The sequence below is a fragment of the Delftia tsuruhatensis NBRC 16741 genome (assembly GCF_001571325.1).
GTDB classification, from domain to species: domain Bacteria; phylum Pseudomonadota; class Gammaproteobacteria; order Burkholderiales; family Burkholderiaceae_C; genus Comamonas; species Comamonas tsuruhatensis.
The window spans coordinates 1-20,264 of the sequence record NZ_BCTO01000017.1 but is presented as its reverse complement, the minus strand read 5'-3'; the positions used below and the strand labels follow the sequence as shown (position 1 = coordinate 20,264).

Here is a 20,264-nt window from a genome sequence, read left to right as displayed (position 1 = left end):
AAAAAAAGCCGCTGCCCACAAGGCGCGGCTTTTTTGTTGTCTGGGGGCGTCGTTGAAACGCCACAAAAAAAGCCTCGCACTGCGAGGCTTTTTCCATGGGTCGAGAGCTACTCAGGGATTCATTGTTCTGTGCATCTTCCACAGTCCATGAAACGGGCGCTGCCCAAAGCAAGGGGCACCGAGGAAGGGCCTACGCCGGCCGCGCCGCCCCGCACCGAGGGTGCCGTCCCCCCCGCGAAGCGAGAGGGGGAAGCGGCGTAGCCGCTCAGGGGGAGCTTTATGTCCCCAGGCGCTTTTCCAGTTCGGCCTTGGTCACCAGCAGCTCCTGGGGCAGCTTGTGGGCCAGCTTGTCGAAGTGCTCGGTGTGCAGCTGCATTTCCTCGGCCCAGGCGGCCTTGTCGATGCTGGTCACGCTGGCGAACTGGTCGGCGGAGAAGTCCAGGCCGGTCCAGTTGATCTCGGCGTACTGGGGCGCAATGCCGAAGGCGGTCTGCTCGCCCTGTGCCTGACCTTCGAGGCGGTCGATCATCCACTTGAGCACGCGCATGTTCTCGCCGTAGCCGGGCCAGACGAACTTGCCGTCGGCATTCTTGCGGAACCAGTTGGTGGTGAAGATCTTGGGCAGGGCCGCGCCCTGGGCCTGGATCTTGGCGCCCAGCGTGAGCCAGTGCTGGAAGTAGTCGCTCATGTTGTAGCCGGCAAACGGCAGCATGGCGAAGGGGTCGCGGCGCACCACGCCCTGGGCGCCGAAGGCGGCGGCCGTGGTTTCCGAGCCCATGGTGGCGGCCATGTAGACGCCTTCGGTCCAGTTGCGGGCCTCGGTCACCAGCGGCACGGTGGTGGAGCGGCGGCCGCCGAAGATGATGGCGTCGATCTTCACGCCCTTGGGATCGTCCCAGGCTTCGTCCAGCGCGGGGTTGTTGGTCGCGGCCACGGTGAAGCGGGCGTTGGGGTGGGCGGCCTTGGCGCCGGTCTCGCGGGCGATCTGGGGCGTCCAGTCCTTGCCTTGCCAGTCGATCAGGTGATCGGGCAGCTTGCCGGTGTCCTTGTCCATGCCTTCCCACCACACGTCGTTGTCGTCGGTCAGCGCGACGTTCGTGAAGATCACGTTCTTGTCGAGGCTGGCCATGCAGTTGGGGTTGGTGTGGTAGTTCGTGCCCGGGGCCACGCCGAAATAGCCGGCTTCGGGGTTGATCGCGCGCAGCGAGCCGTCGGCCTGGGGCTTGATCCAGGCGATGTCGTCGCCGATGGTGGTGACCTTCCAGCCTTCGAAGACCTTGGGCGGCACCAGCATGGAGAAGTTGGTCTTGCCGCAGGCGCTGGGGAAGGCCGCAGCCACGTGGTACTTCTTGCCTTCGGGGTTGGTCACGCCCAGGATGAGCATGTGCTCGGCCAGCCAGCCCTGGTCGCGGCCCATGGTGGAGGCGATGCGCAGCGCAAAGCACTTCTTGCCCAGCAGGGCGTTGCCGCCGTAGCCCGAGCCATAGCTCCAGATTTCGCGCGTCTCGGGGTAGTGGACGATGTACTTGGTCTTGTTGCAGGGCCAGCTGGTCTGGTCCTTCTCGCCTTCGGCCAGGGGCGCGCCCACGGTGTGCACGCAGGGCACGAACTCGCCTTCCACGCCGATCACGTCATACACGGCACGGCCCATGCGGGTCATGATCTTCATGTTGACGGCCACATAGGCGCTGTCGGACAGCTCCACGCCCACGTGGGCGATGGGCGAGCCCAGCGGGCCCATGGAGAAAGGCACCACATACATGGTGCGGCCGGCCATGCAGCCGTCGAACAGCGGCTGCAGCGTGGCGCGCATCTCGTTCGGGGCCATCCAGTTGTTGGTCGGGCCTGCGTCTTCCTTGTTGGCCGAGCAGATGTAGGTGCGGTCCTCGACGCGCGCCACATCGGACGGATCGGACCAGGCCAGGTAGCTGCCGGGGCGCTTGACGGGATCGAGCTTCTTGAAGGTGCCGGCATCGACGAGCTGCTGGCACAGCTGCTCGTATTCCTCCTGCGAGCCATCGCACCAATGGATTCTGGCGGGCTTGCACAGTGCGGCCATCTCGGCCACCCAGGCGATCAGGCGGCTGTTCTTGACATAGGCGGGGGCCTGGATGTTCAGGCCTTGCATGACGGGTGCGTTCATCGCGGAGCTTCCTTCAATTGAAAAAACCAGTTTTTCAAAGGGGACGCGCCTGCTGCACCGCGCCAACTTTGAGAAACGGGCTCTCGTTCAGTCGGCGCGCGAAGGAAGCTCTTCTCTGGGCGGCGAAGCGGCGCTGGCGGAAGCTGGCGGCGCACCGGCTGGGGATTCGATTCTAGGGAGCGGTCACGAATTTGTCAGCAAACGAATGGCAAAAACTATGCATTCTATGCATTGAAGTATGCAATATGAACGATGAAATTGCCTGTTGAAAAGGCAAGCAAAAAGCCCCGCAAAGCGGGGCCTGGTGCAGGGGCAGGAGGGCCGGATTCAGGCCATGTTGACGGCAATGAAGGCCAGCAGAAACATCAGCACGGCGCCTGCCAGGGGCAGGATGACAGGCATGTAGGGGACGACGGCCTCGGTGGCGTCTTCGGGGGCCGGCTGCTCGCCGTGGTGCGCTGCGGGATCGTGCGTCATGCAAAAGCTCCTGGCTTGCCAATGGGGATGCCTGATTCTAGGCAGGCCTGTCCCCTGGCGCCTTCGGGGAAAGCCATGACATCGGGCCTGCTAGACGGCATTGACCTGCATGCCTTCGGCCTGAAGGGCGGCTATGACCTCGTCGATATGGGCCTTGTTGCGCGTCTGCAGCACCAGCTCGATTTCCACGCTCTGCGCGGCCAGCATGGTGAAGGCGCGCTGGTGGTGGACTTCCTCGATATTGGCGCCCGCTGCAGCCACTGTGGCCGTGATGCGCGCCAGCACGCCGGGCACGTCGCGCGCGCTGACCTTGATGCGTGCCAGCCGCCCGGAGCGCACCATTCCGCGCCCGATGATGGCCGCCAGCAGCAGCGGATCGATATTGCCGCCCGACAGGATCATTCCCACCTTCTTGCCCGCAAAGCGCTGCGGATGGCGCAGCAGCGCGGCCAGGCCCGCGGCGCCCGCGCCCTCGACCAGGGTCTTCTCGATCTCCAGCAGCATGAGCACGGCCTGCTCGATATCGCCCTCATCGACCAGCAGCATGTCGTCCACCAGGCGTGCCACGACTTCCTGCGTGATCGCGCCGGGCTGGGTGACGGCAATGCCTTCGGCGATGGTCGAGGTGCCCATCGGCAGCTCGGCCTGGCGCACGGCATTGAACATGGACGGAAAGCGCTGGGTCTGCACGCCGATGATTTCGATGTCCGGGTTCAGCCCCTTGGCCGCCGTGGCCACGCCCGCGATCAGGCCGCCGCCGCCAATGGCCACGACCAGCAGGTCCAGATCCGGCTGTTCGGCCAGCATTTCCAGCGCCAGGGTGCCCTGGCCCGCCGCGATCTGCTCGTCGTCATAGGGATGGACAAAGCACAGGCCCTGCTGCTCGGCCAGCGCGTAGGCGTGCTGGCGCGCCTCGGCCAGGGAGTCGCCGTGCAGCACGACCTCGGCGCCGAAGCCGCGCGTGCGCTCCACCTTCACCCCCGGCGTGAAGCGCGGCATGACGATGACGGCACGCACCCCCAGGCGCTGCGCGTGGTAGGCCACGCCCTGGGCATGGTTGCCGGCGCTCATGGCGACCACGCCGCGTGCGCGCTCCTCGGGCGAGAGCTGGGCCAGCTTGTTGAGGGCGCCGCGTTCCTTGAACGAGGCCGTGAACTGCAGGTTCTCGAACTTGAGATACACCTGCGCGCCCGTGATCTGGGACAGCGTGCGCGATTCCACGCAGGGCGTTTCGAGCACGGCGCCGCGCAGGCGGCCGGCGGCGTTCTGGATGTCTTGGAGGCTGAGCATGGCGCATTGTGGCGCACACGCGGGCCTGCGCGCGCCAGGCCATGCAATGGATTCCCCGCAGCCAGCGTGGTGCAGGGGGCTTTCATAAAATAAGAATCATTCTTGTCTGTGGGGCGCGCACCGCTCCGGCTGGCCATGGCTTTCTCCTCTGTCCAAACACCTGCACGCCCTCCGCGCTGGCTGGGGCGGGGCACGCTGCGTGCCTGTGACTTCAGCGGGCCCGACTACCGCATCCTCGATGCCGAGGTCACGGCGCAGGATGCGCTGCTGGCCGGGCACCTGCAGGCCTGGCAGGTCCAGCCCGGCCTGTGGCTGCATGGCGTGGAAGCCCGCGACCTGCGCACCATGAGCACGCGTTCGCCGGCCGTGCCGGGCCTGCACATGGTCGTGCTGCTGGAGGGGTGCGTGGACGTGGCCTTCGGCAACCAGGGCCTGCAGCTGCAGGTGGCGCCCGCCAGCGCCGCCGGTGCCCAAGTGCAGGCCTGCGGGGCCGTCATCCACACGCGGCCCGGCGACATGTTCATGCGGCAGTGGCGGCGCGGCAAGTTCGAGCGCAAGCTCAGCATCACCGTGCAGCCGCAGTGGTTTGCCGCACAGACCCTGCCCATGGCGGCGCCGCCGCTGCTGCAGCACTGGATGGAGCAGCAATTGCTGGCCATACGGCCCTGGCAGCCCTCGCCGCGCGCCGTGGCGGTGGCCGAGCAGATCATCCAGCTGGCACGCGAGGGCTCGGCGCCCCTGCTGCTGGCCAGCCGCACGCTGGAGCTGGTGCACGAGGCCGTGCAGTCCCTCGAGGTGCCCGAGCCCGATCCGGCGCAGACCGTGCCGGGCGTGCTGGGCGTACGCGAGCACCGGCGCATGGCGCGCCTCAAGGCCCTGCTGGACAGCGGCGGCGACGGCTGCCGCACGCTGGCCGAGATCGCACGCGAAGTGGGCCTGAGCGCCAGTGCGCTGCAGCGCCAGTTCCGCCTGGCCTATGGCTCCAGCATCGACGAGTACCGGCGCGAGCAGCGGCTGGCGCGCGCCTGGGCCGCGCTGGAGCAGACGGGCTGCAGCGTGGCCGAGGTCGCACATGGGGCCGGCTATTCCAGCGCGGCCAACTTTTCCACGGCCTTCAAGCGCCGCTTCGGCATCTCTCCCAAGCTGGTGCGTGCCCGGGTCTGACGCCCGGCGGGCGTCTTTGGCGCGTGGCGCAAACATCGGCAGGCCTGCCGCAAAGCCTGCTTGCGCCAGGCGGTGCTGCAATCTGGCAAAAGAAAGGACATACGCGAATGACACAGCTGCAGGCGCGCACCTCGGTGCACATGGACAGGCCCGACGAAGCCATTGCCGCCATCGTCGGGCACATGCAGGAGCACGACATCACCGTGCGCCGCGAAGGCACGCGCTGGGTGGCCGACTACGAAGGCGGCCGGGGCCAGCTGTGGCTGGAGGGCCGGCAGGTGCATGCCGAGGTGGCCGCGCCCGGCGTGGAACTGCTGCAGGACATGAAGCTCATGCTGGCCCACCTGCTGCTGGAGGCCACGGGCGCCGCCGACGGCTCCCTGGCCTGGGAGGGTGACGGCGCCGCGCTGCAGCGCCCGCCGGCCTTCCGCGTGCTGCAGGTGCTGGCCGTGCACGACCTCACGCCGCACATGCGCCGCGTGCGCTTTGCCTGCGACGACATGGCGCGCTATGCGCAGGACACCCACATCCACGTCAAGCTGCTGTTCCCCCAGCCCGGCGTGACCGAGCCCGAATGGCCCACGCTGTCGGCCAGCGGCCTGCTGCGCCTGCCCGAGGGTGACATGCGCCTGGACATGCGCACGTACACCATGCGTGCGATGGGTGTGGATGGCGTGGACAGCGAGGCGGGCGGCGCCAACGGATGGATCGACGTGGACTTCGTGCTGCACGAGGACGCCGGCCCCGGGTCGGCCTGGGCCGCGCGCGCCCAGCCGGGCCAGCGCATCGGCATGACCGGCCCCGGCGGGCGCACGGCCACCCCGGCCGACTGGATGCTGCTGGCCGGCGACGACACCGGCCTGCCCGCCATGCTGCGCATTGCGGCCGCCCTGCCCGCGCACACGCGCGGCCATGTGTTTGCCGAAGTCCAGGGCCCGCAGGACGAGCAGCCCGTGCAGGCGCCCGAAGGCCTGCAATGGCACTGGCTGCACCGGGGCGCTGCCGAGGCCGGGACCACCACGCTGCTGATCGACGCGCTGCGCGCCGTGCGCTGGCCGGATGCGTTGGCCGGTCATCCCGCCAGCCGCTTCGTCTGGGCCGCTGGCGAGTTCGACACCGCCCAGGCCGTGCGCCAGTGGGCGCGCGAGGAGCGCGGGCTGGAAAAGCACGAGCAGCTGGTCGTGGCCTACTGGCGGCGGGGCATGAGCGAGTCGGATTTCAAGGCCGCGAAGTAGGCCGCCAAGTAGGCCGCCAAGTAGGCCGCGAAGCAGGCCACGCAGGAGGCCGGCGCCTCAGGGGGCGCTGCGCTCCTGACGCAGCAGAAACTTCTGCAGCTTGCCTGTGGGCGTGCGCGGCAGGCTGGCCGCAAAGACGAATTCACGCGGGATCTTGTAGCGCGCCAGCCTGTCGGCCAGGAACTGCTGCAGTGCCTCGGCCTCCGGCGCGGCCTCGCCGCGCGTCACCACGTGGGCGACGACGGTCTCGCCCCATTCGGGGTGGGGCCGGCCCACGACGGCGACGTCGGCGACCTGGGGATGGGCCGAGATCGCATCCTCCACCTCCTTGGAATACACGTTCTCGCCCCCTGTGATGACCATGTCCTTGGTCCGGTCCACGATGAAGAGATAGCCCGCGCCGTCCAGGCGCGCAAGATCGCCCGTGCGGTACCAGCCGCCGGGCGCGAAGGCGGCGGCCGTGGCCTGGGCGTCGTGCAGATAACCGTCCATCACGCTGCCGGTGCGCAGCCAGATCTCGCCGGTGTCGCCCGGGCCGGCATCCTCGCCGTCGTCGCGCACCACGCGCATGTCCACGCCGGGCAAGGCCACGCGGCCTATGGAGCCTGCGCGCTCCACCTGCTCCTCGGGGTAGAGCGTGGTGCCCGTGGGGCCGGTCTCGGTCATGCCGTAGACCTGGTAGAAGCGGTCGCTGCGGTAGGCCGTGGCCAGCTTGCGCGCCATGTCGGCACCGATGGGGCCGCCGCCGTAGACCCAGGCGCGCACGCTGCTCAGGTCGTAGCGGGCAAAGTCGGGCAGCATCTGCAGCGGCGCGAAGTAGGAGACGGGGGCGCCGAAGTACAGCGTCACGCCCTCGTCCTGCACGGCCTGCAGGAAATGCTGCGGGTGGTACTCGCGCAGCAGCACCACGGTGCCGCCCATGTACAGCGTGCCGCCAAACCAGTTGTTGAGCGGCGAGGAATGCCAGATGGGCATGGCCATCAGCGTGCGTTCCTCGCGCGTGATGGACAGGCCCAGCGCGGCCGTGATCGCCGCCAGCGTGACGGCGCGATGGCTCAGCAGGCAGCCCTTGGGCCGGCCCGTGGTGCCGGAGGTGTAGAGCACCTGGGCGATGTCGCCATCGGCGGGCCGCGCGCCTTCCAGGGGCCTGGCGGCCGCCACCAGCGTGTCCCAGTCCTGGACACCCGGGACGGCCTCTTGCGCCTCGGTCACAAGGCGGGCGCAGGGGTGTGGCGCGGCGGCGACCACGGGCGCGAGTGCGGCGTCAAACACCAGGGCCTTGCACTGTGCGTGGCCGAGGATGTACTGCAGCTCGGGCGCCTGCAGCTTGTGGTTGACGGGCACCAGCGCGGCGCCCAGGCGCCAGGCGCCGAACAGGGCTTCGACAAAGCCCGGCGTGTTCAGGCACATCAGGGCCACGGTATCGCCCCGGCCCACGCCCTGGGCCTGGAGGACGGCGGCCGCGCGCTGCGAGCGCCGCTGCATGTCGGCATAGCTGATGGAGGCGCCGCGGTCGCGCAGAAAGGCCTTGGCAGGCGTCTTGCGCACGGCGCTGTCGAAGGCGTCGAGCAGGTTCATGTCTTGTCTCCTTGTGCTTTGTTGTGTGGTGGGCCGGCGGCCACTTCAGGCGGGCAGCGCGCGCTGCAGGATGGCGGCAATGTCCAGGCCTGCGGGATCGAAGGCGCCCGCCACCATGGCGCCCTGCTGCGCGCCCAGGCGCGTGGCGATGAAGCCGTCGGCCATGGCGGGCGGCGCATGGCGGCGCAGCAGGCAGGCCTGGGCCAGCAGCACCAGGTCCTGCACCAGGCGGCGTGCCTGGGCCTCGAGCTGGTCAGGCGGGCCGGACAGGCGCCGGGCCAGCGACTGCGCCTGCTGCAGCAGCGCGGGCTCGCCCGCCGCCGTGTCGATCAGGTCCTGCAGCAGCAGCTGCGCGCCGTCGGGCTCGCGCGAGATGGCGCGCAGCACGTCCAGGCACATGACGTTGCCCGAGCCTTCCCAGATCGAGTTCACGGGCGCCTCGCGGAACAGGCGCGCCATCACGCCCGTGTCCACATAGCCGTTGCCGCCCAGCACCTCCATGGCCTCGCCCGTCAACTCCACGCCGCGCTTGCAGACCCAGAACTTGGCCGCCGGCGTCATGATGCGTTTCCAGGCGCGTTCCAGCGGATCACCCTCGTCGCCTCCACGCTCATAGGCCTGGGCCAGGCGCATGGCGATCTGCAGCGCGGCCTCGCTCTCCAGCGCCAGGTCGGCAAGCACGCTGCGCATCAGCGGCTGCTCGGCCAGCCGCTTGCCGAAGACGCTGCGCCGGCGCGCATAGGCCAGGGCCTGCACCGTGGCCGAGCGCAGGATGGCGGCGCTGCCCAGCACGCAGTTCAGGCGCGTGTAGGTGGCCATCTCGATGATGGTGGGAATGCCCCGGCCTTCCTCGCCCATCAGGATGCCCCAGGCGTCCTCGAACTCCACCTCGCTGCTGGAGTTGCTGCGGTTGCCGACCTTGTCCTTCAGGCGCTGCACGCGCACCGCATTCTTTGTGCCGTCGGGGCGCCAGCGCGGTACGTAGAAGCAGGCCTGCCCACCGCCTTCCCCCATGCGCGCCACCACCAGGTGGGCATCGCACATGGGGGCCGAGAAGAACCACTTGTGGCCGCGCAGCAGGTACTCGCCGCCGCGCCCGCCGGCGTGCACCGGCATGGCCACCGTGGTGTTGGCGCGCACGTCGGAGCCGCCCTGCTTCTCGGTCATGCCCATGCCCAGCCACATCGATGCCTTGTCGGCTACGGGCAGGTCGCGCGGATCGTATTCGTGGCTGAACAGCTTGCCCTGCAGCTGCTGCCACAGCGCCGGTTCCTTTTGCAGCAGCGGGATGGCGGCCGTGGTCATGGTGGCCGGGCACAGCGTGCCCTGTTCGACCTGGCCGTGCAGGTAGAAACCTGCGGCCCAGGCGCTCCAGCGGCCCGCGCTGCTGTCCTCGAAGGGCAGGGAGATCAGCCCCTGCTGCCGGTATAGTCCCAGCAGCGTGTGCCAGCTCGGGTGGAACTCCACGGCGTCGATGATGCGGCCGCGTGCGTCGAAGCGGTGCAGCTCGGGCGTGTGGCGGTTGGCCTGCTCGGCCAGCTCCCAGGTGGCGCGCTCGCCCAGCTGCTGCGCATAGCGCGACAGCGAAGGGATGTGGCGCGCAGCGCCGCTGCGCTGAAGGGCCTCGGCCAGGGCGGGGTCGGCCTCCAGCAGGTTGAAGTCGGTGAGTTCGTCGACCTGGTTCAGGACGTCGTGCGTGTTCCAGGTGTGCCGTGTCTGCAAAGTTTGGCCGGTGCTCATGCGTGTCTCCGTGATCGTGGATCTCAACGCAAAAGTCTAGGAAAAATGCCCAGCAAAGGTGTTCGGGTTTCACGGCAGCAGCCGCAGCCGCCCAAAGTGCGGCGCCGCCCCCTGCAATCGCGCGCGCAGGCCACCTCGCAGGCGCTGCAGGACGCCTTTGTTCGGCTTGTGATCGAGCAGGGCTACGAGCGCACCACGGTGCGCGAGGTGGCGGCCGTGGCCGGCGTGGGCCTGGGCACCTTCTACGAATACTTCGGCAACATGGACACGCTGGCGGCCATGTGCATCCACCGCCAGGTGCAGGCCCTGCATGCCCAGGGACTGCAGGCGCTGCAGGGATGCGCCGGCATGGCGCCGGCCACGCGCGTGGACCGGCTGCTGGACACCTTGGTGGACGGCATTGCGCGCGAGGCGCCGATGTGGGCTGCGCTGTTCATGCTCGAGCGCAAGGTGTCCGCGCCCGAGCCCTTCCGGCGCCACTACCAGGCCTATGTGCAGCTGTGGGCCATGGCGCTGCAGGACTGCGATCCGCCGCTGCCCGAGCCGGCCCAGCCCCTTGCGCGGCTGCTGCACACGATGACCTATGGCTGGGTGTCGCAGTCGCTGCTGGCGCTGGGGCCGCAGCAGACGCCGCAGCAACTGCGCGAGCCGCTGGGCTGGGCCATTCATGCGCTGCTGCGCAAGGCGCAGGCTGCGTAGTCCCTCAGGGCCCAGGGGCCCGAGACTCAGATGCGCGGAAAGCGCAGCGTGAAGCGGGCGCCGCCCCGCTCGGAATCGTCGGCCTCCACGCTGCCGCCCTGGGACAGGGTCAGCGCCTTGACGATGGACAGGCCCAGGCCAGAGCCCTCGCGGCGGCGCTTGCCGGGCACCTGGGCAAAGCGCTGGAAGGGATGGGCGCGCAGCTCGCTGGGCAGGCCGGGGCCTGCATCGCTGATGCGCAGCACGGTCCAGGCGCGGCCTTCGATATCGGACTCCACCGTGAGCGCCACGCCCAGCCAGGCGCCGCTGGCCGCATGGCGCATGGCGTTGCTGACCAGGTTGGAGAGGATCTGGCGCATGCGGTCGGCATCGGCGCGGATGTCGGTCATGCCTTCGTCGGTGGGGCCGGGCAGGGACAGGTCCAGCTGCATGCCGTGCTGCTGCAGCTGGGGGTGGAGCTGGTCCAGCGTCTCGGCCACCAGCAGGGTCAGGTCCATGCGCTGCTTTTGCAGCGAGAGCTGGCCTGCATCGGCCATGGACAGCGTGTGCAGGTCGTCCACCAGCCGGCCCAGGTGCTCGACCTGGGACAGCAGGGTGTTCAATTCGGTGTCGTCCGCCGCGATGACGCCATCGCAGATGGCATGCAGTCGCGCCTGCAGCACCGTCAGCGGCGTGCGCAGCTCATGCGAGATCGAGGCCGCCGTGGCGCGGCGCTCGGTCTCCAGCGTCTCCAGCGAATCGATCATGCGGTTGAAGGCCACCACCATCTCGGCCATCTCGCCGTGGGCCTTGCCGGGCAGGGCGCGCGCGCTGAAGTCGCCCAGCTCCACGCGCTTGGCCACCTCGACCATGGACGCCAGGGGCCGCGTCACCAGGCGAGACACCCAAAAGCCCACGGCCAGTCCGAAGGGCAGGCACACCAGCAGGCCGATGACCAGCGACCATTTCTCGCCGAACAGCAGATCGCCCGTCCAGTACTGGCCATAGATCTGCATGGCGCGCGGGCTGTCCTCCAGCGACTGGGCGTTGAGTTCGTCCAGCTCGATCTGCACGGCCGGCGGCAGGCTGTTGTAGAAGTCGCGGTACTGGATCTCGGAGAACACCAGCACGCCGATGGCCAGCAGGGCGATGGTGCTGAGCACTGTGGCCGTGATCCACAGGCCGAAGCGCACCCAGATGCGGTTGGGCCTCAGTCCCAGGGCCATAGCCGGTAGCCGATGCCACGCACGGTTTCGATCAGGCCTTCCTGGCCGGCCAGCTGCAGCTTGCGGCGCAGCTTGGACAGGTGCGAGTCGATGACGCGCTCCAGCGCATCGCTCTCGGGCAGGCAGTGCTCGATCAGGTGGGAGCGCGAGAAGCAGCGCCGGGGCTGGGCCGCCAGGCAGGCCAGCAGGCGGAACTCGGTCAGCGTCAGGGGCAGTGGCAGGGCGCGGCCCTCGTTGTCGTAGACCACGGCGCTGTGCGCCTCGGTATCGATCTCGATGGGGCCCACGCGGATGGGCGCGGGCGCCGGGTTCTTGCGTGCCTGGGTGCGGCGCAGCACGGCGCGCACGCGGGCCACCACCTCGGGCGGATTGAAGGGCTTGACCACGTAGTCGTCGGCGCCCAGGCGCAGGGCCAGCAGCTTGTCCACATCGTCGGCCAGGGCCGTGACCATGATCACGGGCGTCTGGCTGTCATCGCGGATGGCGCGCAGCACGTCGATGCCATCCATGCCGGGCAGGTGGATGTCCAGCAGCACCAGATCGGGCCGCAGCTGGCGGAACAGCTGCAGCGCCTCCTGCCCGTCCGAGGCCATGCGCGAACGCAGCCCGTCCCGCTCGAGATAGGCCGTCAGGATGCTGGCGATGGCGGGCTCGTCTTCGACGACGAGCACGAGGGGGGTGGTTGCCGTTGGCTGTGCTGTGGAGTTCATGGGAAAGCTGGCAGGGCCAAGCGCACATTATGGTGCGATGCCCTGCGAGCCGCAGCCCTCCATATTGGCTCCACGAAGTCTGCAATCGCGCGCAAGGCTGGCGCTGTTCATTTCCTGCAGGCCCATCAGCGGCTATTGGTAGCTCATCGTGAAGGTCGCCCTGCCATAGGCCACGCCAGGTGTCACGCTGCCGGCTGTCTGCACCAGGCGCGCGCTCAGCGGAATCTTCAGGCTGTTCTGCCCCTGTGCGACCTGGCCCGCATTCCATTGGTTGGCATTGCCCAGGCTGCCGGAGTCGGGGCCGAAGCTCACGGGCACGTTGTTTCTCAGTACCTGTATGCCGACACCCCGGGCCTTGGAGTTTTGGGCCAGCGTCAGCGTGCTCGATCGGTTGGTCGCCTGGGTGGCGTCCGTCAGCGTGATGAAGGCGGTCAGGCGTGTATTGGCTTCGCCTCCCGCGCAGGTCAACTCGATGCTGAAGTCCTTGGCTGCCGTGACGGTCCCGATTCCCTTGAAATCGGCGAACGGGGCGGGGGCCATGGCCACGTCGATCTTGCCCGTGGACACCCGGCAGGTCGGCGGCCTGGGGCGGCTGCTGACGTTGACGGTGATGCCACTCGAAAAGAATACCGTGGCCAGCAAGTCACGGGCATTGCTGGTCCCAGAGTAGATTCGTGCGAAGCTGCCATTCAGGAAACCGCCAGATGTGAGTTCCCCGGTTTTCACGAGCTCGATGGTCATGTTGTTGCTTGGCAGTGAATGGAATATGCCCTGTTTCAGCATGGACCCGGAATAAGGCGCGGCTCTTTCCCACGTGATTCTCATGCCCAGGTTGGGAATGGAGGTGGAATATATTCCACCGCTTTCCGTTCCAATGCCTTCTATGTAATAAAAATCATTGTCGCAAGAAATGTGGTAGCTGCCGGCCCCGGTATTTTGCAAAGCCATTGTCCTGGAATAGACAACGCTGCCAATCGGATAATTTTCGTTGACGATGGTGGGGGTGTTGGCCGAACCCGGAAACTGGGCATTCCAGCCCTGGGAGGAACAACGGGCCCAGGATGAAATAGGGGCCATGAAGAAAATCAAGAGGAGCGGCATGGCCAATGCATGGCGCAAGATGGCTGTGAAAGGCATGCTGTGGACTCCAGCCAGGAAGATATGGATCAATGTCCTTGGGACAGGCGGCACCGGGCGCGATATCCGGTCAATATACCGACCTGTATGCGGCATTGGAATCGGAGTGTTCTGAAAATAAACTCGGAATCATCCGAGTCCGCGGTAATCTGGCGCGGTCCGCGACTGACTCCCGCCCGGGATGGGCAAGAGAGGCTTGCGCACGGCGCCGCGTTCTCCATGTTTCCTCCATAAAGCCTGCAACCTCGCGCAAGCTTGGCCGCGTCCAATGGCTATCCGGGGACATGGTTCCCTGGCCTCGTTTTCCCGGTCCTCCCCCTCGATCATCCCCTCCCGCCTGTCCATCCCGTGAACCACGCCGCCGCGACGCAACGCCTCTCCAGCCTGTGCCTGGGCGCCGCCCTGGCGCTGGCCGGCTGCTCATCGCCGCCCCCGGCACAGCTCGACGGCTCGGTGCCTGCGCAGTGGACACAGCCCCTGCCCGCCGCCGCGCCGGGCGCATCTGGCTCGGCCGCCGCACCCGACCTGCAGGGCTGGTGGAAGGCCTGGGGCGATGAATCCCTCAACACCCTGGTCGAGGAGGCGCTGGCCGCCAACCTCGATCTGTCCCAGGCCCAGTCGCGCCTGCGCCAGCAGCGGCTGCTGGCGGGCACGGCCGGCGCTGCCTTCCGGCCCGTGTTCACGGCCGGTGCGCGCACGCTGCAGGACATCGCAGCCATCGACTCGTATTTCCACGCCAGCATCGACGTGAGCTGGGACCTGGGCCTGTTCGGCGCCCGCGAGGCCGGCGAGCGCAATGCCGCAGCTGCCGTGCTCGATGCACGGGGCCGCCTGCAGGCAGCGCGCGTGGCCCTGGTGGCCGACGTGGTGCACCGCTACCTGGACATCCGCATGGCCCAGCGCCAGCTGGCCCTGATCGACGAGCAGGCGCAGCTGGACGCGCGTGCCCTGCAACTGGCCCAGGTGCGCCAGCAGCAGCGCCTGGGCACGGCCGAGGCCGTGCGCCAGCTGCAGCTGCAGGCCGGCCAGAGCGCTGCCCTGCGTGCGGGCCTGCGTGAAACCCAGGCCCGCAGCGCCCACATGCTGGCCGCACTGCTGGGCCGCACACGGCCCGATGCGCAATGGCTGCAGGCCGATGCGACAGCGCCGCTGCCCGGCCCGCAGGCGCTGGGCGTGGCGGTCCTTCCGGCCGACCTGCTGCGCACGCGCCCCGACATCCAGGTGGCGCAGGCCGGCGTGGAACGCGCCGCAGCCGAGCAGGGCATTGCGCAAGCGGCGCTGTACCCGCGCTTCGTGATCGGCGGCTCGCTGCTGTATTCGTTCAACATCACCCAGAACCTGCGCACCACGCAGGACAACGCGCCCACCTTCGGGCCGCAGATCGACATTCCCCTGTTCGACTGGGGCCGTCGCCGCTCGCAGGCCGATGCCAGCGAGCTGGCGCTGCAGGCTGCCATCCAGGGCTACCGCCAGAGCGTGCTGGACGGCGTGGCCGAGGTCGAGTCCGCACTGGCCGCCATCGGTGCCCAGCGCCAGCGCATCGCCGCGCTGCAGGACTCGCAGCAGGTGCTGGCCGAGCGCGAACGCGTGCAGCACCAGCGCCAGAAGCTGGGCCTGGACAGCGAGTTCGGTGGTCTGGCGTCCCGGCGTGCCGCATTGCAGGCGCGCAGCGAGCAGACCACCGCCCTGGCCGCCCATGCCCTGGCCTATGTGGCGCTGTACAAGGCCCTGGGCGGCGCGCCGCTGCCTGCCGAGGACAGGCCGGAGGACGATTCCGGCAACGGCCCTGCGCCCGTGGCTCAGGGGGCATCCTCATGATCGCGCTGGCGCGCAAGACGCTGGTGCACGAGTGGCGCCGGTTCATTCCCTCCGTCTTCGCGGTGGGCTTCTCCGGCGTGCTGCTGGCCATGCAGGCCGCGCTGGTGCTGGGCATCTTCGGATCGGCCGCGCTGTATGTGACGGCGTCCTCGGCCGATCTGTGGATCGGCTACCCGGGCACGCAGAGCGTGAATTTCGGCCGCACCATCGGCCGCGACGTGGACATGCGCCTGCGCATGGACCCGGACATCACTGCCGTCGAGCCCTACGTCTGGGTCGATGGCGACTGGCGCTCCAGCACGCCGGCCGGCGGCGCGGCCAGCGAACACGGCGGCGGCGTGTCGGTCTACCTGTCCGGCATTGCCACCGATGATGCCTCCATGCTGTTTTCCCGCGTGCTCCAGCCCTGGCAGCGGCAGCGCCTGCGCGAACCCGGCGCCGTGATCGTGGACCGGGCCGACCTGCAGACGCTGGGCGCCAGCGAGGGCGGCGTGGCCTGGGTCAACAACCACCGCGTGCAGGTGGTGGCCGCCGTGGACGGGCTGCGCGGCCTGGGCGGCGTGAACGTGCTGGCCTCGCTGGCCACGGCGCGCGAGATTGCCGGTGACCCGGGCCAGGGCAGCACCTACTTCGTGGCGCGCGTGCGCCCCGGCGCCTCGGCCAAGGCCGTCCAGCAGCGCCTGAACCAGTCCACGCCCAGCTTCGGCCCCTACGAGGCATGGACAGCCAAGGAATTCGCGCGGCGCTCGCAGCGCTACTGGATGTTCGACACGGGCGCCGGCGCGGGCGTGCTGTTCATGGCCGTCATCGTCTGCCTGGTGGGCTCGGTGGTCACCAGCCAGTCGCTCAAGGCCGTGGTGGCTGCCTCGTCGCGCGAGTACGCCGTGCTCAACGCGCTGGGCGTGAGCCGCGCGGCCCTGGGCCGCGTGGTGGTGGAGCAGGCCTGCTGGATCGGCGGCCTGGGCTTCGTGATGGCCGCGCTGGCCAGCGCCGTGCTGCTGGCCGTGGCCACGGCCTACCGCGTGCCCGTGGCGCTGAACGCATCGGCCGTGCTGGCCTGTGCCGTGCTGGTGGCCGTGCTGTCCCTGCTGTCGGGCCTGGGCGCCATGCGCAGCCTGCTGCGCGCCGACCCGGCCACGCTGCTGCGCTGAAGACTTCCAGACACCATGAACGTGATGAATGCCTCTTCCCCCGCGCCCACGGCGGTGCCTCGCACGGCGCCCAGCCTGGAGGCCGTGCGGCTGTGCAAGTCCTTCCTGTCGGGCATGGTCAGCGTGCAGGTGCTGCAGGGCCTGTCGGTATCGCTGTACGCGGGCGAACTGAGCCTGATCTCTGGCCCTTCGGGCTGCGGCAAGAGCACCCTGCTGTCGCTGATGTCGGGCCTGCAGGCGCCGGACAGCGGCTACGCCATGGCGCTGGGCGAGGACCTGGGCAAGCTGGGCACGCGAGCGCTGGAGAAGTTTCGTCTGCGCCACACGGGCTTCGTCTTCCAGGGCTTCAACCTGTTCCCGGCACTGACGGCCATCGAGCAGGTGCAGCTGCCCCTGGGCTACATGGGCCTGCGCAGCGACGAGGCCCTGCGCCGCGCGCAGCAGGCGCTGGACGAGGTCGGCCTGTCCCACCGCGCCCACATGCGCCCGGCCGAACTGTCGGGCGGCGAAAAGCAGCGCGTGGCCATTGCGCGCGCCATGGCCAAGGCGCCGCAGTTGCTGTTCGCCGACGAACCCACGAGTGCGCTGGATGCCGAAAGCGGCCAGCGCGTCATCGACATCCTGCACCGCGCGGCGCGCAACCATGGCACGACCGTGCTGTGCGTGAGCCATGACCCGCGCCTGGTGCGCCATGCCGACCGCGTGCTCGGCATGGAGGACGGCGCCATCCGCAGCGACTGGCGCCAGACCTCCCCGTTGAAGGAAAAACAATGAAGCACCCCCTGAGCGGCCTTGCCGCTTCCACTGCCGGACTGGCTGCGGCGCTGGCCGCCGCCGCGCTGCTGGCGGGCTGCGGTCCTTCGCACGATGCGCCCGCCAATGCGGGCCAGGCCAGCTCCAGGGCGCAGCAAAGCGGCCCGGCGGCAGTGGCGGTGGCGCGCGGCAAGATCGAGGTGGAAGGCGGGCTGCTGGACCTGTCGCCCGCCGTGGCCGGCGTGGTACAGCAGCTGTCCGTCAAGGAAGGCCAGTCCGTGCAGCGCGGCCAGCTGCTGCTGAGGCTGGCCGACGAGACGGGCCAGGCCGACCTGGCCGTGGCCGAGTCCGAAGCCCAGCTGGCCAAGGCCCGCCAGAAGGCACGCGCCGCGCGCCTGCCCCAGCTCAAGCAGACCCTGGCGCGCTGGCAGGCAGCGGCCCGCGAGGGCGCCGCCGATGCGCAGAACGTGGACGAGGCCGCGCAGGCGCTGCGCGATGCCCAGGCCGAGATCGACGTGGCCGCGGCCGAGGCCCAGGTGGCACAGCGCAAGCTCGAACAATTGCGCGCCCAGCACAAGCGCCAGGAACTGCGCGCGCCCGAGGCCGGCACCGTGGTGCGCCTGGCCACCCACGCGGGCAGCCAGGCCGTGCCCGGCACGCCGGCCGTGGTGCTGCTGCCGCAGCGCCCGCTGCAGGTGCGCGCCGAAATCAACGAAAGCTTCGCCGCCGCCGTGCGCGAAGGCATGCGGGCCACGGTGACGCTGGATGCCGATGGCTCCGCACAGCAGCAGCTGCCTTCGGCACGCGTGCTGCGCATCAGCCCCGTCTATGGCACGGCGCGGCTGCAGGACGACCAGCAGCGCGGGCCGGTGCGTGTCATCGAATGTGTGCTGGTCTTCGAGCAAGCTCCCGCCGCCGCCGTGCGCGTGGGCCAAAACGTAAGGGTGCAGTTCCATGAATAAGCGCATTCCCCTGTATCTGGACACCGCCGCGCTCGGCTGGATGGTGCAAAGCGATTTCGACGGCACGATCAGCCTGCTGGACGTGACCGACACCCTGCTCAACCGCTTCGGCAAGCCCGGCTGGCAGGAGCTGGAAGACGCCTGGGAGCGCGGCGAGATCGGCTCGCGCGAATGCATGAAGGGCCAGGTCGCGCTGCTGGACATGGACGAGGCCGAGCTGCGCGCCCACCTGGACACCATCGAGATCGATCCCGGCTTCGCCGGCTTCGTGGCGGCCGCCCAGGCCCACGGCATGGTGGTGCAGGTGGTCAGCGACGGCATCGACTACGCCATACGCCATGTGCTGGAACGCCATGGCCTGGGCCATCTGCAGGTCATCGCCAACCGTCTGGTGCCGACCGGCGAGCGCAGCTGGCGCCTGGACTCGCCCTGGGCCAGCGCGCAGTGCGCGCGCGCCAGCGGCAACTGCAAGTGCGAGCGCCTGGCCGAGCAGCAGGCCCAGCATGGCCGCGTGCTCTATGTGGGCGACAGCACCTCGGACTTCTGCGTCTCGGGCCGCGCCGACTTCGTGCTGGCCAAGTACAAGCTCATCGCCCACTGCGAAAGCCGGGGCATCGCCCATGCGCCCTTCGAGCATTTCGAGCAGGCCACGGCCTTGCTCGACAAGGTGGTCCTGGGCCTGGAGGCGCTGGCATGACGTACCACCCCCTGAGTCGCTTCGCGCCTTCCCGTTGCACGGCGCCCCCCAAGGGGGACGACACCTTCGGTGCGGGGCGGCGCGGCCGGCCAAGGCCCTTCCTTGGTGTCTCTGGCTTCAGGGCACGCCATTTTCATGGTCAGAGGGCGACGCGCAGCGTCATGGAAAATTGACATGAATTTGAGTGATGGGCTCTCCCTGGTTCAGCGCAGCGAGCCTGCCACGGGGCTGGAAAGCGTCTGCGTGACCGAGCATGAATTCGTCATGCCCGGCACGGGCGCGGCCGCGCGCACCGGCGTGCTGCTGGTGCACGGGCTCACGGGCACGCCGGCCGAGATGCGCCTGCTGGCCAAGGGGCTGAACAAGCAGGGCTTCACCGTCTATGCGGTCCAGCTGGCCGGCCATTGCGGCAGCATGGAAGATCTCGTGGACACGCGCTGGACCGACTGGCTGGCCAGCGTGGAAGGCGGCCTGCAGCGGCTGTCGCAGCATGTGGACCATGTGGTGGTCGGCGGCCTGTCCATGGGCGCCGTGCTCTCGCTGGCCGTGGCCCAGCGTCATCCCGACAAGGTGGACGGCGTCTGCGCCCTGTCCACCACCTTCCGCTACGACGGCTGGAGCATCCCCTTCTACACGCGCCTGGCCTTTTTGCTGCCGCTGTTCCGCGCGCTGGGCGTTGGCCGCCGCAGCGTGTTCATGGAGCAGCCGCCCTACGGCATCAAGGACGAGGCCCTGCGCGCACGCGTGGTCGAGCAGATGCACTCGGGCGACAGCGCGGCGGCCGGCCTGCCGGGCAATCCCTGGTGGTCCATCATCGAGCTGCGCCGCCTCTCGGCCCACGTGCTGGCGCGCCTGCCCCAGCTGCGCTCGCCCTGCCTGGTCATCCATGCGCGCAACGACGACATCTCGTCGGTGGCCAACGCCCACGACATCGTGCACGGCGCCAGCCAGGCCCATGTCGAGCTGGTGCTGCTGGACAACAGCTACCACATGGTCACCATCGACCGCGACCGCCGCACCGTGATCGCGCGCACCACCGAGTTCGTGGCGCGCATCGCCAGCGGTGCCGCCCCCCGCGAAGGCCGGGCTGTGGAGGCTGCGCCGCATGGGCAGTGATCTCTCGCCGCTGGTCATCACGCTGTGGGTGCTGAACGTGCTGGTGGACAGCGGCGGCCAGCTGGCCTTCAAGGCCGCTGCCAGCCAGCCCGGTGATCTCGACGGCCTGGCACGCTGGCGCTTCATGGCCTCCAGGCCCTGGCTGTGGCTGGGCGTGGGCTGCTATGTGGCCGAGTTCGTGCTGTGGCTGGCCTTTCTCTCGCTGGTGCCGCTGTCCGAGGGCGTGCTGCTGGGCTCCATCAACATCGTGGCCATCATGATCGCGGGCCGGCTGCTGTTTGCCGAGAAGCTGGCACCCATGCGCGTGGCAGGCATCGTTCTGGTGTCCATAGGCGTCGCCATCGTGGGCCTGCATTGAGATGAAACAGCACCCCCTGAGTCGCTTCGCG

The 20,264-nt window shown here is 69.0% G+C and carries 19 protein-coding genes; 11 read left to right on the top strand and 8 right to left on the bottom strand.

Going from position 1 to position 20,264, the window contains the following annotated elements; all coding sequences use genetic code 11:
* Positions 1-277 precede the first annotated feature (277 nt).
* The gene (locus DTS01S_RS07550) at positions 278-2,143 is read right to left on the bottom strand and encodes a phosphoenolpyruvate carboxykinase (GTP) (protein ID WP_061287514.1); all 1,866 of its coding nucleotides are present in this window, start codon (positions 2,141-2,143) and stop codon (positions 278-280) included.
* Here DTS01S_RS07550 and DTS01S_RS30305 point away from each other — a divergent pair.
* Positions 2,127-2,378 carry a hypothetical protein gene (locus tag DTS01S_RS30305; protein WP_126311565.1) on the top strand — a complete coding sequence of 84 codons (252 nt, stop codon included), beginning with the start codon at positions 2,127-2,129 and terminating at the stop codon, positions 2,376-2,378. The genes DTS01S_RS07550 and DTS01S_RS30305 overlap by 17 nt on opposite strands.
* A 92-nt stretch (positions 2,379-2,470) precedes the next feature.
* On the opposite strand, the gene DTS01S_RS30850 is transcribed toward DTS01S_RS30305, so the two are convergent.
* Together DTS01S_RS30850 and DTS01S_RS07545 are read right to left on the bottom strand one after the other, a co-directional pair.
* On the bottom strand, positions 2,471-2,620 hold the full coding sequence (locus DTS01S_RS30850; RefSeq protein ID WP_016447350.1) for a hypothetical protein: 150 nt from the start codon (positions 2,618-2,620) through the stop codon (positions 2,471-2,473).
* Between the two features lie 90 nt (positions 2,621-2,710).
* Entirely contained in the window at positions 2,711-3,910 is a 1,200-nt protein-coding gene (locus DTS01S_RS07545; RefSeq protein ID WP_016447351.1) for a threonine ammonia-lyase, read from the bottom strand.
* A gap of 135 nt (positions 3,911-4,045) precedes the next feature.
* Here DTS01S_RS07545 and DTS01S_RS07540 point away from each other — a divergent pair, with 135 nt between their 5' ends.
* Together DTS01S_RS07540 and DTS01S_RS07535 are read left to right on the top strand one after the other, a co-directional pair.
* On the top strand, positions 4,046-5,074 hold the full coding sequence (locus DTS01S_RS07540) for a helix-turn-helix transcriptional regulator (RefSeq protein ID WP_061287533.1): 1,029 nt from the start codon (positions 4,046-4,048) through the stop codon (positions 5,072-5,074).
* A gap of 107 nt (positions 5,075-5,181) precedes the next feature.
* On the top strand, positions 5,182-6,309 hold the full coding sequence (locus DTS01S_RS07535; protein ID WP_061287513.1) for a siderophore-interacting protein: 1,128 nt from the start codon (positions 5,182-5,184) through the stop codon (positions 6,307-6,309).
* Between the two features lie 57 nt (positions 6,310-6,366).
* Here DTS01S_RS07535 and DTS01S_RS07530 read toward each other — a convergent pair whose 3' ends face one another.
* Both DTS01S_RS07530 and DTS01S_RS07525 read right to left on the bottom strand, forming a co-directional pair.
* Entirely contained in the window at positions 6,367-7,887 is a 1,521-nt protein-coding gene (locus tag DTS01S_RS07530; RefSeq protein ID WP_061287512.1) for a class I adenylate-forming enzyme family protein, read from the bottom strand.
* Between the two features lie 45 nt (positions 7,888-7,932).
* On the bottom strand, positions 7,933-9,627 hold the full coding sequence (locus DTS01S_RS07525; RefSeq protein ID WP_061287511.1) for an acyl-CoA dehydrogenase family protein: 1,695 nt from the start codon (positions 9,625-9,627) through the stop codon (positions 7,933-7,935).
* 45 nt (positions 9,628-9,672) lie between these two features.
* Here DTS01S_RS07525 and DTS01S_RS07520 point away from each other — a divergent pair, with 45 nt between their 5' ends.
* The gene (locus DTS01S_RS07520) at positions 9,673-10,326 is read left to right on the top strand and encodes a TetR/AcrR family transcriptional regulator (RefSeq protein WP_061287510.1); all 654 of its coding nucleotides are present in this window, start codon (positions 9,673-9,675) and stop codon (positions 10,324-10,326) included.
* Between the two features lie 26 nt (positions 10,327-10,352).
* Here DTS01S_RS07520 and DTS01S_RS07515 read toward each other — a convergent pair whose 3' ends face one another.
* From DTS01S_RS07515 to DTS01S_RS07505, 3 genes are all read right to left on the bottom strand, one after another.
* A complete protein-coding gene (locus tag DTS01S_RS07515; protein WP_016452240.1) occupies positions 10,353-11,531 on the bottom strand; it encodes a sensor histidine kinase in 1,179 nt (392 codons plus the stop codon).
* A complete protein-coding gene (locus tag DTS01S_RS07510; protein WP_016447358.1) occupies positions 11,516-12,241 on the bottom strand; it encodes a response regulator in 726 nt (241 codons plus the stop codon). The genes DTS01S_RS07515 and DTS01S_RS07510 overlap by 16 nt, the downstream gene beginning before the upstream one ends.
* 132 nt (positions 12,242-12,373) lie before the next feature.
* Entirely contained in the window at positions 12,374-13,378 is a 1,005-nt protein-coding gene (locus DTS01S_RS07505) for a fimbrial protein (protein ID WP_034365836.1), read from the bottom strand.
* A 348-nt stretch (positions 13,379-13,726) separates the two neighbouring features.
* On the opposite strand from DTS01S_RS07505, the gene DTS01S_RS07500 reads away from it, so the two are divergent.
* From DTS01S_RS07500 to DTS01S_RS07470, 7 genes are all read left to right on the top strand, one after another.
* Entirely contained in the window at positions 13,727-15,196 is a 1,470-nt protein-coding gene (locus DTS01S_RS07500) for an efflux transporter outer membrane subunit (protein ID WP_061287509.1), read from the top strand.
* A complete protein-coding gene (locus DTS01S_RS07495; protein WP_016447361.1) occupies positions 15,193-16,347 on the top strand; it encodes an ABC transporter permease in 1,155 nt (384 codons plus the stop codon). The genes DTS01S_RS07500 and DTS01S_RS07495 overlap by 4 nt, the downstream gene beginning before the upstream one ends.
* A gap of 15 nt (positions 16,348-16,362) precedes the next feature.
* Complete coding sequence (locus DTS01S_RS07490; protein WP_016447362.1) at positions 16,363-17,121, top strand: ABC transporter ATP-binding protein; 759 nt, start codon at positions 16,363-16,365, stop codon at positions 17,119-17,121.
* Positions 17,118-18,062: an HlyD family secretion protein gene (locus DTS01S_RS07485; RefSeq protein WP_061287508.1), complete on the top strand. Its 945-nt coding sequence runs from the start codon at positions 17,118-17,120 to the stop codon at positions 18,060-18,062. The genes DTS01S_RS07490 and DTS01S_RS07485 overlap by 4 nt, the downstream gene beginning before the upstream one ends.
* Complete coding sequence (locus DTS01S_RS07480) at positions 18,055-18,759, top strand: MtnX-like HAD-IB family phosphatase (protein WP_061287507.1); 705 nt, start codon at positions 18,055-18,057, stop codon at positions 18,757-18,759. The genes DTS01S_RS07485 and DTS01S_RS07480 overlap by 8 nt, the downstream gene beginning before the upstream one ends.
* A gap of 174 nt (positions 18,760-18,933) precedes the next feature.
* Positions 18,934-19,875, top strand: coding sequence for an alpha/beta hydrolase (locus DTS01S_RS07475; RefSeq protein ID WP_061287506.1), 942 nt, complete (start codon positions 18,934-18,936; stop codon positions 19,873-19,875).
* The gene (locus DTS01S_RS07470; protein WP_012202070.1) at positions 19,865-20,233 is read left to right on the top strand and encodes a DMT family transporter; all 369 of its coding nucleotides are present in this window, start codon (positions 19,865-19,867) and stop codon (positions 20,231-20,233) included. Before DTS01S_RS07475 ends, DTS01S_RS07470 begins: the two co-directional genes overlap by 11 nt.
* Positions 20,234-20,264 lie beyond the last annotated feature (31 nt).